The organism is Priestia sp. FSL P4-0332 (genome assembly GCF_038005845.1).
Lineage (GTDB): Bacteria > Bacillota > Bacilli > Bacillales > Bacillaceae_H > Priestia.
Genome location: NZ_JBBOUA010000001.1, coordinates 173,686 through 186,980, shown reverse-complemented (window position 1 = coordinate 186,980; position 13,295 = coordinate 173,686). Strand labels below are relative to the sequence as shown.

The 13,295-nt window shown below is 36.6% G+C and carries 12 protein-coding genes; 1 reads left to right on the top strand and 11 read right to left on the bottom strand.

The genetic code is table 11. From position 1 onward, the window contains the following. Positions 1-53: 53 nt before the first annotated feature. The 8 genes from MKY06_RS01060 to mscL form a co-directional block, all read right to left on the bottom strand. A complete protein-coding gene (locus tag MKY06_RS01060; RefSeq protein ID WP_098287604.1) occupies positions 54-1,166 on the bottom strand; it encodes an acyltransferase in 1,113 nt (370 codons plus the stop codon). Positions 1,167-1,384: 218 nt separating this feature from the next. Further along, positions 1,385-2,458, bottom strand: a complete 1,074-nt coding sequence (locus MKY06_RS01055) for an ABC transporter substrate-binding protein (protein ID WP_029325470.1) — start codon at positions 2,456-2,458, stop codon at positions 1,385-1,387. After that, positions 2,455-3,261, bottom strand: a complete 807-nt coding sequence (locus tag MKY06_RS01050; protein ID WP_013054988.1) for an ABC transporter permease — start codon at positions 3,259-3,261, stop codon at positions 2,455-2,457. Before MKY06_RS01050 ends, MKY06_RS01055 begins: the two co-directional genes overlap by 4 nt. A gap of 1 nt (position 3,262) precedes the next feature. Continuing rightward, the gene (locus tag MKY06_RS01045) at positions 3,263-4,063 is read right to left on the bottom strand and encodes an ABC transporter permease (RefSeq protein ID WP_013054987.1); all 801 of its coding nucleotides are present in this window, start codon (positions 4,061-4,063) and stop codon (positions 3,263-3,265) included. Then, positions 4,053-5,162, bottom strand: coding sequence for an ABC transporter ATP-binding protein (locus MKY06_RS01040; protein ID WP_025601794.1), 1,110 nt, complete (start codon positions 5,160-5,162; stop codon positions 4,053-4,055). The genes MKY06_RS01045 and MKY06_RS01040 overlap by 11 nt, the downstream gene beginning before the upstream one ends. Positions 5,163-5,182: 20 nt before the next feature. Continuing rightward, entirely contained in the window at positions 5,183-5,725 is a 543-nt protein-coding gene (locus tag MKY06_RS01035; RefSeq protein WP_013054985.1) for a helix-turn-helix domain-containing protein, read from the bottom strand. Between the two features lie 195 nt (positions 5,726-5,920). After that, positions 5,921-7,990 (bottom strand): LTA synthase family protein, encoded by a 2,070-nt coding sequence (locus MKY06_RS01030; RefSeq protein WP_057274108.1) that lies wholly within the window; start codon positions 7,988-7,990, stop codon positions 5,921-5,923. A 195-nt stretch (positions 7,991-8,185) separates the two neighbouring features. Further along, on the bottom strand, positions 8,186-8,581 hold the full coding sequence (gene mscL / locus MKY06_RS01025) for a large conductance mechanosensitive channel protein MscL (RefSeq protein ID WP_013054983.1): 396 nt from the start codon (positions 8,579-8,581) through the stop codon (positions 8,186-8,188). A gap of 280 nt (positions 8,582-8,861) precedes the next feature. Between mscL and MKY06_RS01020 the strand changes: the two genes are divergently transcribed. Beyond that, positions 8,862-9,398 (top strand): L,D-transpeptidase, encoded by a 537-nt coding sequence (locus MKY06_RS01020; protein WP_029325467.1) that lies wholly within the window; start codon positions 8,862-8,864, stop codon positions 9,396-9,398. 37 nt (positions 9,399-9,435) lie between these two features. Here the strand turns inward: MKY06_RS01020 and MKY06_RS01015 are convergent, their stop codons facing one another. The 3 genes from MKY06_RS01015 to MKY06_RS01005 form a co-directional block, all read right to left on the bottom strand. Then, a complete protein-coding gene (locus MKY06_RS01015; protein ID WP_013054981.1) occupies positions 9,436-9,921 on the bottom strand; it encodes a VOC family protein in 486 nt (161 codons plus the stop codon). Positions 9,922-10,010: 89 nt separating this feature from the next. Further along, positions 10,011-11,153 carry a mannitol-1-phosphate 5-dehydrogenase gene (locus tag MKY06_RS01010; RefSeq protein ID WP_025601799.1) on the bottom strand — a complete coding sequence of 381 codons (1,143 nt, stop codon included), beginning with the start codon at positions 11,151-11,153 and terminating at the stop codon, positions 10,011-10,013. A gap of 5 nt (positions 11,154-11,158) precedes the next feature. Next, the gene (locus MKY06_RS01005) at positions 11,159-13,249 is read right to left on the bottom strand and encodes a BglG family transcription antiterminator (protein WP_013054979.1); all 2,091 of its coding nucleotides are present in this window, start codon (positions 13,247-13,249) and stop codon (positions 11,159-11,161) included. Between the last annotated feature and the right edge of the window lie 46 nt (positions 13,250-13,295).

Below are 13,295 nucleotides of genomic sequence, written 5' to 3'. Positions count from 1 at the left end.
ATACTTTATAAAAAAAGTTATGCCTGCAAGCAGACATAACTTTTAACTAAACGCTATTTATGATCCGGACGTCGGTAAATGAACACCGCTTCTTTTGGCAGTTTACCAAACAAAAAGCTAGCAAACGGTAAAAGACGATGACATCCCCAAATGATGAGGTAACAGCCCGCTAATGTTAGAATATAGCGTGCCAAGGTTTCAAAGTGAAACATGTAGTTGCCTTGTATTGGTAATGCTTTTGCCACAAAGTTTAAAACCATTGGGTGAATCAAGTAAAATCCAAACGAGTACATGGCAATATTTTTAACAATCGTCACAGACTTCACAGAAAGCTTTTCAGCTAATATCTCTGCAATTCGGAAGAAGAAATAACTTCCAGCGACCAAATAAAGCGTATTAACAGCCTCATACGTAAAGCCTGAAATTTGGATTGTCTTCATTGTGTACAAGTGATAATTTAACAGTGAAATAGCTATTCCCGATCCGAGCGTCACTAGAAATAATACAATATTCGAACGACTGTACTTTTTATCCACTTGCTCACGATAATAAATGCCAATCCAACCGCCGAGTAAAAACGTAGCCATTGTATTTAAAAATAAATTAAATGAAGTGATATGATACGTATTGTTAAGCATTAAATAACCAAGCTGAATGATAATGCCAAACAGCCACATGTATTTTTTAAAAATGGTTACTTTTTGTGCTAGCCATACAAAAACCGGCAGCACGAGATAAACTTGTACAATTAAAAAGATAAAATGAAGCTGATAGTAGGACTCTCCGCGTAAAATACGTTTCACAATATCAGCTGCATTTAATTCTGTTGCTCCTACATAGTACGAATAAAATTCATAAATAAGTGCCCAAATAATATAGGGAACCAAAATATATGTCACTCTTCGAGCATAATACGTTTTCCATAAAGTCTTTGTTAAAGGCTTGTTAATATAACTATAAAAGAAAACCAAACCTGTGATCACAATAAAGATCCCTGCTTCAATTCGAACAATTCGGTTAAGAAAATGATATTTCTGATAAGCTTCGCTTGCAAATGGCAGTACCGTTGCATATGCTGCTGTTACATGTACGAGCACAACCATCATCATAGCGAATAATCGTAAAAAATAAATGGATTGAATATGCTGCTTTTGTTTTTGCTTCACTTTTTCTCTCCTATATAATGTGAAATATAAATTCTAGATGAATAATAGAACATTCAATTTTTTCTTATCTTTCCCGTTTTACAAATAAAAAAGCTAATAACATAAAATAAATGTTATTAGCTTTACTCGTTTGTATTTTATCTTTCCTCTTTCTATCACGCAACTGAATTTACAAAAACAATAAAGAACTTAAGTAGAAAGACCTAATTAAGTTCCTTTTATTTACGGTGCATTTTAAATTCTAAAAATAATTCATTGTAATAAGCAAGCATTCGTTTGCCTAAGTTATTATATACTTCAAGCTTTTTTGTTAGTTCTTCCTCTGGATAAAAACGTTCATCTTCCGCTACTTCTTTCGGCAAATAATCTAACGCTTGTTTATTAGGCGTAGAATACCCTACATATTCCGCGTTTTGAGCAGCGTGTTTAGGATCTAACATAAAATTCATGAATTTATGTGCGCCTTCTACGTTTTTAGCCGTTTTGGGAATAACCATGTTATCAAACCATAAATTTGAACCTTCTTCTGGAACAACGTAATTCAGCTTATCGTTTTCACTCATAATTTCAGAAGCATCGCCTGACCAAACAACGCCAATTGCCGCTTCTTCATTTGCTAGGAGCATCTTAATCTCGTCTCCTACAATGGCTTTAACATTTGGTGTTAATGTATCAAGCTTTCTTTTTGCTTCTTGAAGATGGGCTTTATTCGTATCATTTAATGAATAATTTAAGCTGTTTAGCCCCATTCCCATCACTTCTCTAGCGCCATCTGCAAGTAAAATTTGATTTTTCAGCTTAGGATCCCATAAATCATCCCAACTTTTTATCTTCTTACCATGAATCATATCAGAGTTATACACAATACCCACAGTTCCCCAAAAATAAGGAATAGAGTACTTATTGCCAGGATCAAAGGATAAGTCTAAAAAACGCGGATTAATGTATTTTAGATTAGGCAGCTTCGAATGATCAATTGGCAATAGTAAATTTTCTTCACGCATCTTGCTAATCGCGTACTCAGAAGGCACAGCAATATCAAATGTCGTACCGCCTTGTTCAATTTTGGTCATCATTGCTTCATTCGAATCAAAAGTCTGATAAATGACTTTAATTCCGGTTTCTTTTTCAAACTGATTCACTAAATCAGGATCAATATAATCTCCCCAATTATAGACAGTCAGCGTATCTCCTCCAGAGTATCCTTCGGCATTGTTCAAATGATGAACCACATACATAAGAACGAAAGAAAGGATGACGATGAAGATAAACGGCTTTGCTAATTGCTTCATTTTCCAGTCGCCACCCCTTTCACTTTATTGCTATATCGCTGACTGATAAAGTAATAACCAATTACAATCAGCACGGTAAACATGAAAATAAGAGTAGAAAGAGCATTGATTTTCAGCGAGACCCCTCTTCTTGCTAACGAGTAAATTTCTACTGAAAGCGTGGAAAAACCGTTCCCGGTCACAAAGAACGTAACCGCAAAGTCATCCAAAGAGTAAGTTAAAGCCATAAAAAAGCCTGCAAAGATACCAGGACGAATAAATGGCAATACCACTTTCGAAAGTACTTCAAAGCGGCTTGCTCCCAAATCACGGGCTGCATCGAGCAGTGTCGGACTCATTTCCTGCAGCTTAGGCAGAACCATGATGACCACAATCGGTACACTGAATGCAATATGCGCTAATAATACCGATATAAATCCGAGCTTTACACCGATAATGGTAAATAGAATTAAAAAAGATGCTCCAATAATAACATCTGGACTCACAATTAACACATTATTAAATGTTAACAGCGTATTTTGAACACGTCTGCGCTTCACGTATACGATAGCAAGTGCCCCTATCACGCCAATAATAGTTGAAATAACCGAAGACAATAGAGCAATAATAAGGGTATTCAAGACAATAATAAGCAAACGTGTGTCTTGAAACACTTCTTTGTACCAATCTAACGTAAACCCTTCAAATTCACGCATGTTCCCTCCGCTGTTAAAAGAGTAATACATTAAATAAAAAATGGGCGCGTATAAAATGAAAAACACAAAAAATAAATAAAGGTGGCTGAACTTCCACTTTCTCTTCATTTTACACACCTCTCTTTCCAGTGCCTGTTATGAGCATCATAACGGCCATCGCAATAATTAAAAAGACGGCTATTGTGGCGCCCATGCCCCAATCCTGCGTCACTAAAAAATGTTGTTCAATCGCTGTTCCCAGTGTAATGACGCGGTTTCCAGCAATTAAACGCGTAATCATAAAGAGTGATAGTGCTGGAATAAAAACAGCCTGACAACCTGATTTAACCCCTTCTAGCGTTAGCGGAAATACCACGCGCTTAAATGTCACCCATGAAGATGCCCCCAAGTCTCGCGAAGCGTAGATAAGCGAGGGATTAAGTTCTTCTAAAGAGTTAAAGATCGGCAAAATCATAAAGGGGATAAAAATATACACCGATACAAATACAAAACTAAAGTCAGTAAATAAAATTTGATGAGTACCAAGTCCCAGAAATTCAGTAAACTTATTAACCGTACCATACGTGCCAAATATACCTAAAAAAGCATAAGCTTTTAATAATAGGTTAATCCACGTCGGTAAAATAATCAGTAGAAGCCAAAGCTGCTTGTGCTTAAGCTTCGTTAGTAAATAAGCTGTAGGATAAGAAAAAACCAATGAAAATAACGTAATTAAAAAAGCATACCAAAATGAACTCAGTGTCATCTGTAAATAAACTGGGGTAAAAAATTTCTTATAGTTTTCAAGCGTCAGCTCATTATCGATGCTGAAAAAAGAATAATAGACAACTAATACAATGGGAGCAACTACAAAAAGCAAAATCCATAACACGTAAGGGACTAAGTAAATATTTCTTGATTTAGTTTGCATCGTAATCCTCTTCATAACCTTCGAGTCGCTTATCGAATTCTTCTTCCGTTTCATTAAATCGCATAACATGAATAGCTTCAGGTTCAAAATATAAACCAATTTCTTCGCCAACCGTTGCCTTTTTCGTAGAGTGAACGAGCCACTCATTCCCTGCATGGTCATAGCCTAAAATTTCATAATGGACTCCTCTGAACAGCTGTGAATCTACACGAACCTGCAGCTTTCCTTGATCGGAGCTTGTAATGGCTAAATCTTCAGGACGAATCACAATTTCAACCTGCTCATTTTGGTTTAATCCTTGATCAACACATTCAAATTGCTGGCCGCCAAACTCCACTAAAAAGTCAGCAATCATTTTACCTGGTACAATATTTGATTCACCAATAAAATCGGCAACAAAACGATTAATTGGCTCATCATAAATATCTGTAGGTTCCCCGCTCTGCTGAATTCTTCCTTTATTCAAAACAAAGATTTCATCGGACATCGCAAGCGCTTCTTCTTGATCGTGCGTAACAAAAATGAACGTAATACCTAGACGACGCTGTAATTCTCTTAACTCGTATTGCATTTCCGTACGCAATTTTAGATCAAGAGCTGAAAGCGGCTCGTCCAGCAAAATGACTTCGGGCTGATTTACAATTGCTCGTGCAATTGCTACGCGCTGTCTTTGGCCGCCCGACATTTCCTTTATTTCTCTGTTTTCATATCCTTCTAAGTTAACAAAACGAAGGGCTTCTTTAACTTTTATTGTAATATCAGCATTTTTCATCTTCTTGATTCGAAGACCAAATGCTACATTTTCAAATACATTCAAATGGGGGAAAAGCGCGTAGTCTTGAAAAACCGTATTAACCTGACGTTTGTTAGCCGGAACATCATTAATTCTTTTCCCATTAAAATAAATCGTTCCGCTTGAGGCTTCCGTAAAGCCTGCAATTAATCGTAAAATCGTTGTCTTTCCACATCCCGATGGACCTAAGAGGGTATAAAATTTCCCTTTTTCAATTTCAAAGCTTACATGATCCAATACAACTGAATCATTATCATATTGCTTGGTCACATTTTCAAATTGAATAATTGTATTCGTAGATGTCATTTCACTTCACCTCTTTTGTTCTATAAATAAGACTCTGTCGCCACGATAATTAACTCTGTTATTCCGTCATGAGCATTTAAAATCTGATGTTCTTCAGAAGCTTGAAAATAGATGGTTTCTCCTTGTTTGGCTTCATATATTCTGCCTCCAAGCTTCACCTTCACACACCCGCGCAAAATGTAGCCAAACGTTTCTGAAAGGGAAGGCTCAAATCTCTTAAATGCACCTTTTTCATGAAGAATAAGACGAATTGGCTCCATTTCTTTTTCATTTGATTCATGCACAAGCCACTGAATATGGTAACCTTTTTCATCTTCGCAATAACTCGTGTAGTCTTCCTCTCTGTATACAACCTTTTGAACATGCGTATCAATTTCGAAGAATTCTTTCGGTTCGCATCCTAGCACTTCCAAAATACTAAAAAATGTTTCTAAAGACGGCGAACTTAAATCGCGCTCTAGCTGCGAAATATAGCCTTTGCTTAAATCAGTACGTTCTCCTAGCTCTTCTTGTGTTAAACCTTTTTTTAATCGTAAATTTTTAATTTTCTTTCCTATTTCCATACTCTCGATCCTCAACTGTATTTAAAATTAGCAAACAGCATGAATGATTGTTCATGCTGTTCCAAACTCAAGTTTTGTTTTACTTAACTTAAAGTTTACTTTTAACCTTAAAATATTATACATGAATTATTTTTTAGTACAACCTTAAACACTTAAAAAATAAAAACTCCTTTTATTTAAAAGGAGTTTTTATTTTTATTTATACAACTTATGCGTTTCGTACTGTTTCCCGGATAATGTATCAAACTCAACTTCATGGTAATCTTGAAGGTCTTTTGCAGCTTTTTTAGATAGCGCTGCCGGATCATCCACTAGCTTTCCTTTTGAATCTATATACATATTTGAACGAAAAGCCGGCACTTCTGTTTTCATTTGATTCAACTGATCGTAGAACAGATTACTTTTGTAACCAAGAGATTGAGCAAGCGTCGGAGCAATATAAATAGGACTCATCGTACCGAGATTTTTATCTATTTTCGTATCGTAATTAGATAAAAATAAGAGCGGCGTCTCATAAAATTTTTGAGATGTTTGCTGCGTTTTCTCGTTTCCAAAACCCGTTTCTTTGTAAGCTTGAAGGTTTTGTCCAAGTGCTGGCAAATGATCTCCCCAAAATACTACAATGGTTGGCTCGTCCAGCTTTTGAATTTCATCGTTCAATCGTTTTAAAGCAGCATCTGAACGTTTAATTCCTTCAGCATAAATTTCAATTTCCTTTTGCATTTCCGGTGATAACCCTTTACCGGTTACTTTAATGGTTTCCTGACCGTTATACTTATCCGCTGAATAAGGAAGATGATTTGCAATCGTTACAGCATGCACAAATGCAGGCTTTTTCGACTGACGAAGCGTATCGAGTACTTCATCAACTACCGCTTCATCGGAAACAAATTCTTTGTTATCTTTTTGCGTATGCTTCATTTGATCAATAAACTTCACTTGATCAAATCCCAAATTTGGATACACATTTTGCCTCATATAAAGCATACCGCTGTTTGGATGCATAGCTGTTGTAGCATAGCCTTGTTTTTCTAAATAAGAAACAAAAGACGGATATTCTTTTTTACTCAATACATGCTGATAAGGAAGGCCTCCAGGGTTAAAGAAAGACAAAGAGTAGCTCGTCAGCGCTTCAAATTCCACATTAGCTGTCTCCCCGCCAAATGAAGGACTTAAAGACCACCCAGAAGGATATTTCTTTTGAAGTTCTCTTGTATTTTTCATTGGATCTTCAGAGAACGTCACGCTAAGCTTTGTTGGGTCCCAAAACGTTTCGTTCATCACAAACACGACGTTTGGTTTGACTTCAGCATTGCTTTCTTGTGTTTTCTCTTCCTTTGACTGAATCCGCTTTGCCACTTTGGCCATTACTTCTTGTGAGTAGTCATCCGGCTCTTGCAGCACATCTGTTTTAACATTTGAAATCATGCCAATAACAGGTCCATTATAGTAATAATTATTTTGCTGATTCCAAGGCATCAGCGCAGCATATTGATCATAATATTTTTGAGCAAACGAGTGTTCAAAGAATAAAAATGATTTCATTAAAAAGATGAGCGGCAGAATCATAATAATTCGAAGAAACCATCGAATTTTAATTTTCGGCAAGAAAAACCAAAGAGCGATCAGTACGACAATGGATCCAATAACTCCTATTACAATAGGAATTGAAATCGAATCTTTAATCATCGGAATAACTTCTTTTAACTGACTCGCCTGAATAAAATCGTTCGGGAACAATGGTTCATTTCGAAAGATTTTTTTATAATAGTTTACAAGAGCTAAAATAAAATACAGAACAAAGGTAATCCCAGCCCCTAAATAAGCTTCTCCTACTAGCATAATGATCGCTAGTGTTAACAGCGAAAGTAAAAATACCGTAAAAAGATAGCGTTCGGGATATGCTTGCATCCACTCTATTGTTTTGCCTGGATTATGTATATCAATATGATATATAACAAAAACCATAGCAGAAACCGCTGCTACCGCAATTGAAAACACAATTGCCGTAAAAATGGCATACCACTGCGAACCTTGTATTCTCTCTATCTGATTAAATCGAAGTAGCAAATAGAAAGTGAGCGCCCATAAGACAAGTGAGCATCCCCCTATTAATACTACGAACCCAGCTGTATGGATTTGGGCCCAGTCAAACAACATTTTTGTGTCATTTGATACATTAAACATAACAACACTGTATAAAAAAACGCTAAGCAGGCCGTACGCTGCCAGCATTGGCAAAGAACGATACAAATGTTTAAACATAACCTTAAGCCTCCTATTTACAATATCTTAACACTTTTAATATGATTTTAACATTCCTATCTCTCTCACTTTCACGCCTAATTTTCCCATGATTATACCACTAACATTTCCCGAGAAATTTCACACGAAAAAAGCCCGCTTTTCTTATGAAAAGACGGGCCTCTTAGCCGTTTTATACATATGTAAAAATTGTTGTTATGAACGCTCTTTCACTGCTTCTGCTTTTAGCAGATCACGAATTTCTGTTAAAATCTCTTCTTCTTTTGACAGAACAGCCATTTCCTCCTCTACTTTCTCTTCTTCTTTTCTCTTAAAACGATTAAAGAAACGAACAAATAAGAAAATCGAGAATGCGACAATTAAGAAATCAACAATTGTTTGAATAAAAGATCCATATAATACCGTAGCTTTTCCAACCGTGAAGGATAAATCTTTAAAGTCTATCCCTGCTAACAACAAACCAATCAGCGGCATAATAATATCATTTACAAGAGACGTTACAATTTTTCCAAATGCCGCTCCAATAATAACACCGACAGCTAAATCCAATACATTTCCACGCAAAGCAAACTCTTTAAATTCTTTAAGCATCTGTTTCTTCCACCTCCTGCCCTTCATTTCAAACTTTCATGATAATACATCCTAAATTAAACATACAAGGTGCATTTTCACTTTTCTCTTTTTTATGAGATATATACCAGACCTTTAGTTGTATTTCTGCCCAGATTTTCACTTTATATTCGCTTATAAATAAAATGCACTTTCAGTTTTCATTCAGGAAAGGTTCATATTCAGTCCATTTTCCTTTTATACACTAATAGCATGTAATTCATCAAATATGTAAACGAACAATAGAGGAGATGGCTAGAACGTGAGAAAAATTATACTGCGAGCAGCTGCTTTATGCCTCGCAGCTATTATCAGCATTTCTTATACAGCAAGTGCGGCGAATGCAAGTGAAAACGCAACAAGTGGAGATTTAATTATTATTAATAAAAAAACAAATCAGCTTGCTTATTTTCATAATGGAAAGTTAGAAAAGACGTATTCAGTAGCTACGGGAAAAACATGGAGCGATACGCCGGTAGGCTTTTTCAAGATTGTTAACAAAATTAAAAATCGCCCTTACTATACAGGGCATATTGCAGGAGGCGCTCCTAATAATCCTCTTGGCTCTCGCTGGCTAGGGCTTAATGCAAACGGCACAACCGGCGACACATACGCTATTCACGGCAATAACTCAGAAGATAGCATCGGCAAATATGTAAGCCACGGCTGCGTACGAATGCATAATGCGGATATCGAAGAATTATTTGATAAAGTGGCAGTAGGAACATCTGTAACTATTACCTATTCATCAAAAACCTTCGAAGAGCTGGCAAAGGTATACGGCTACGGGCAGCCATGAAAGAATAAAAGCTTATCCAAGAAATCTGGATAAGCTTTTATTCTTCTCTATTCCCATACATGAGCTCCGTACTGTGTGAATATAGCTCAATAATATTCCCAAACGGATCTTCGCAATAAATTAAGTAATAAGGTTTTTCAGGTCTTGTATTCCATACTTGGCTGCGCTTTTTACCGCCTGATTGTTCAATTTTATCCGCTAATTTTTCCACGTCATCGGCTATTAAACACATGTGAAAATAACTTTGATACTGCTCATCGCTGTCTTTTAATACAAGCGGCATTTGCGGCTTATTAAATTCAAACAGTTCAATGCCTACCTGGTTGTCAGCTGTCATGTGAGCATTTTTCATTTTTTTGATATGAGACCCCAGTAAATCTTGAGTCATATTTTCAGCTTGTTCTTCCTCCGCATTAAACGTATAGGGACCAGCAATCAGCTTAAAACCTAAAACTTTTTCATACCACTGCACGGCTTCTTCTACATCAGGCACAGCTAACCCAACGTGTGTAATAGCTACCATTTTATCATCCTCCTATACACAAACATTCCCTTTCTGCTAAAAGAAAAACAGCCCATTTAAAATGGACTGTTTACACGCACTAAATTCATTCACGACTTTAAAGCATTATATTGAGCAATGATTTCTTTTGTTAAATCATCACTTGCCTCTAACCCACTAACCTCTTTTAACACGTACTCAATACCATACTCATGAATATTCGCTTGAAGCTTCATAGCCTCTTTATCTTCTTGCGGGTCAAATAAAAGCGCAGCGGCGATAGCCTTTGCCAAGTAGGTGTAAGAAAGGCCCGCTTTTTTTGCTTCTAGCGCTGGACGAATCAAGCGATCCTGAGGTCCAAGCTTGCGAATTGGCGCTCTTCCTACCCTTTTAACTGAATCATTTAAATGAGGATTTTTAAAGCGTTCAATGATTTTAGTAATATAGGCTTCGTGTTCCTCTCTATCTAAGTCATATCTTTTAATTAGATAGTTTCCTGTTTCTTGTAGCGTTTGCTGTACTTGTTCGTAAATATCTGAATCTCTTAACGTTTGATCAATCGTTTCTTTTCCTTTTAAATAACCAAAATATGCAATTACCGCGTGTCCCGTATTCACTGTAAATAACTTTCTTTCAATAAAAGGAGCAAGGTCAGGCACAATCGTCATTCCTTCTACAAAAGGAATATCTTCAGGTGCCTCTACTACCCATTCATAATAGGATTCTACTAAAACATCAAGCGAACCTTGGTTATGCTGAATAGGCACGATACGATCTACAGCTGAATTAAAGAAAAAGACCTTATTTATCATATGAGCTTTTGTCTCTTCATCCAGCGCGTCAAAAATATAGCCTTTTAATAAATCTGTCGCAGAGATTTGATTTTCACATGCAATCACATATACATTTTCGTCGCTTGTTTTTACACGTTCAGCCAAACCTTTAGCAATTAAAGGAGCAATTCGCGGCAGAACGTTCGGTCCGATGGCCGTCGTAATGTACGTTGCTTCTTTAATCGCTTTAATGACGGCTTGTTCTTGTGTCAGATTATTTAAACCAGATACGTTTTGAACAGCTAATGTCTCCGCGTGCTCTGCAGCTGTCACTACGTTATACCCTTTATCTGCGTTTAACTGATTAATAACCTTTTCAGCAATATCTACGAATGTGACGTGATAGTTGCTTTGAGAAAACAATGCCCCAATGAATCCTCGACCAATATTGCCTGCTCCAAAATGAACTGCTTGCTTCACAAAAATCATTCCTTTATCAAATTATTTCGAAGGTACTCATGAAACGTATCCTCTAGCTTTTTGCGAATTATCTCTTCGTTCGAAGACGAAAAAATCATCATTGCTTCATGGTCTTCAATTAAACTGGTACTAATTAAACTTAAGATTTCTTGCTGTGCTTCACTTAACTCTTCAGGTGCGAGCATTAATAGAAGGTTACGCGCCTGCATGTTTGTTCCGTCCATACCTTTAACTGTGCAAGGCTGTTCTAAATGTGAAACTTGAAAAATCAGCTCTTTCACGTGATGTTCACGGCAATGGAACAGTGCCATACTCGTTTGCGGAATGCCTAAACCGCCTTTGTTTTCTCGTTCCTTAAGCTGATGAATAACGCAGCTGGCATTGGTTATTAAACGTTCTTTTTCAGCGGCGCGTACTACGTGCGAAATCACTTGATCGTGACTCACTGCATCCGAAAATCGATACATTCTAAGGTTTTGAAGAATTGATTCGATACTTCCATGCACATCTTTAATTTGTTTCATCGTTTCCTCAAAAGACGGCTTTTCTGTAGAAACGGTCTTATTTTTATATTGGAACGAACGATAGTCCTTATCCTTGGTTAACTTTTGAATGTTTTTCTGTAAAAAATTCTGGACGGATTGAATATCCTCTTCGGTTAAGAGTGGATTGACTAAAATGTAATCGACATTTAAAAAAGGCAGTCTTACTGTTGAAATCACTACGTCATACCCTTCAAGCGCGGCTTCTTTGATTTCTTTTACCGATTTAATGACAACTGAATTAATCTCCGGAATCTCTTTACGAATACGGCTAGCTAACATTTTCGAGGTGCCAATTCCAGTTGGACATACAATCAGTGCCTGAATTTCCATGACTTCTTCTTTTAGCACTAGCGTTGAACCAAAATGCAAAACAAGATATGCCACTTCATCATCTGGAAAAACTAAATCCGGCAGCTCTTGATCGATACTGTTTCTCACAGCCATAAATAAAACAGGATACTTTTTCTTAATCTCTTCTGTTAATGGATTAAAAAGCTCCATTTTTTGCTTAAGGCGAAAAATTGCCGGTTCCATATGAGCAAGTAACCCTTGATAAAGGGAAAAATCACCGGTTAAGTCGGTGTTAAGCTGAACAGAAACATGAGCAATCATATTCTTAATAATCTGCCCAACCACTACGCTGTCGTAATATACGTCTCTAGTAGTTTGGAATTTTGCTGCACGTAGCCGCACTGCTAAGAAATGAATATCTTTTTCTGTAAAAGAAAGAGAAAATACCCTTTCAATTTCGCGGCAAATATCCTTCATTAAGAACATTTCACTTACCAGCTCTTCCGTTTGGCCGCCGTCGTCTTCTAGATACATTTGCTTTTTCGTTCGCTGTATCATAATGCAAATATGAACAATGAGCCCTATATAATCGCTGTCAGCCAGCTTAGAATGATGCTGATTAATCGCTTGATGTACAATTCGGTCTACTTCTGCCAAATAATCCGGATAAAAATAATGCAAAATTGTTTCATCCGTATGCTGCTGATCTTCTGCTAAAAACAAGCACTCAATTAACTCTTCATTAAAGTGAACAAGAAAATAATTAGCTAATGCTTTCCGTTTATTGGCTTCAGTAGCTTGAACCTCTACTCCCACCCCTCTTTTTCGATGAAGGAGAACGTCAAATGTGGTTAACCACTCTGTTAATTCATCTAAATAAGCAGTTAGTGTAGTGATACTTACTTCTAAGTCTTTAGCCAGCGTTTGTAATTTAAATGAATCTCCTTCTTCTAGAAGAAGAATTAAAAGAATTAATTTTCTTTCCTGTGGAGACTGATCCGTCGTTTTAATCTTCATCAGCTCTTGGATAAGACGAAAAATTTGTTCATTTTTACCTTCAATCATTAGGCCTTCATCTTGTGTACGAATCAGCTCCAAATCAAATTTTTTAAGTATTGATTCAATTGCCTTCAAATCTCGGTGAACGGTTCTTACACTTACATTCAAAAAAGTAGCAAGTGTAAGTGCTGTATGCTTTCCTGCCGTTTTAATAATTAACTCAATGATTGATTTTTCTCTTGAAGTAATAAACAAGAACATCAACTCTTTTCTTATTTATAAACAAAGGATAAAAAGGCATCTCCAT

What these genes read in the sequence shown, in the direction of transcription:
- MKY06_RS01055 (WP_029325470.1), bottom strand. Translation starts at nt 2,458, where the DNA reads ATGAAGCAATTAGCAAAGCCGTTTATCTTCATCGTCATCCTTTCTTTC.
- MKY06_RS01050 (WP_013054988.1), bottom strand. Translation starts at nt 3,261, where the DNA reads ATGAAGAGAAAGTGGAAGTTCAGCCACCTTTATTTATTTTTTGTGTTT.
- MKY06_RS01045 (WP_013054987.1), bottom strand. Translation starts at nt 4,063, where the DNA reads ATGCAAACTAAATCAAGAAATATTTACTTAGTCCCTTACGTGTTATGG.
- MKY06_RS01040 (WP_025601794.1), bottom strand. Translation starts at nt 5,162, where the DNA reads ATGACATCTACGAATACAATTATTCAATTTGAAAATGTGACCAAGCAA.
- MKY06_RS01035 (WP_013054985.1), bottom strand. Translation starts at nt 5,725, where the DNA reads ATGGAAATAGGAAAGAAAATTAAAAATTTACGATTAAAAAAAGGTTTA.
- MKY06_RS01030 (WP_057274108.1), bottom strand. Translation starts at nt 7,990, where the DNA reads ATGTTTAAACATTTGTATCGTTCTTTGCCAATGCTGGCAGCGTACGGC.
- mscL (WP_013054983.1), bottom strand. Translation starts at nt 8,581, where the DNA reads ATGCTTAAAGAATTTAAAGAGTTTGCTTTGCGTGGAAATGTATTGGAT.
- MKY06_RS01015 (WP_013054981.1), bottom strand. Translation starts at nt 9,921, where the DNA reads ATGGTAGCTATTACACACGTTGGGTTAGCTGTGCCTGATGTAGAAGAA.
- MKY06_RS01005 (WP_013054979.1), bottom strand. Translation starts at nt 13,249, where the DNA reads ATGTTCTTGTTTATTACTTCAAGAGAAAAATCAATCATTGAGTTAATT.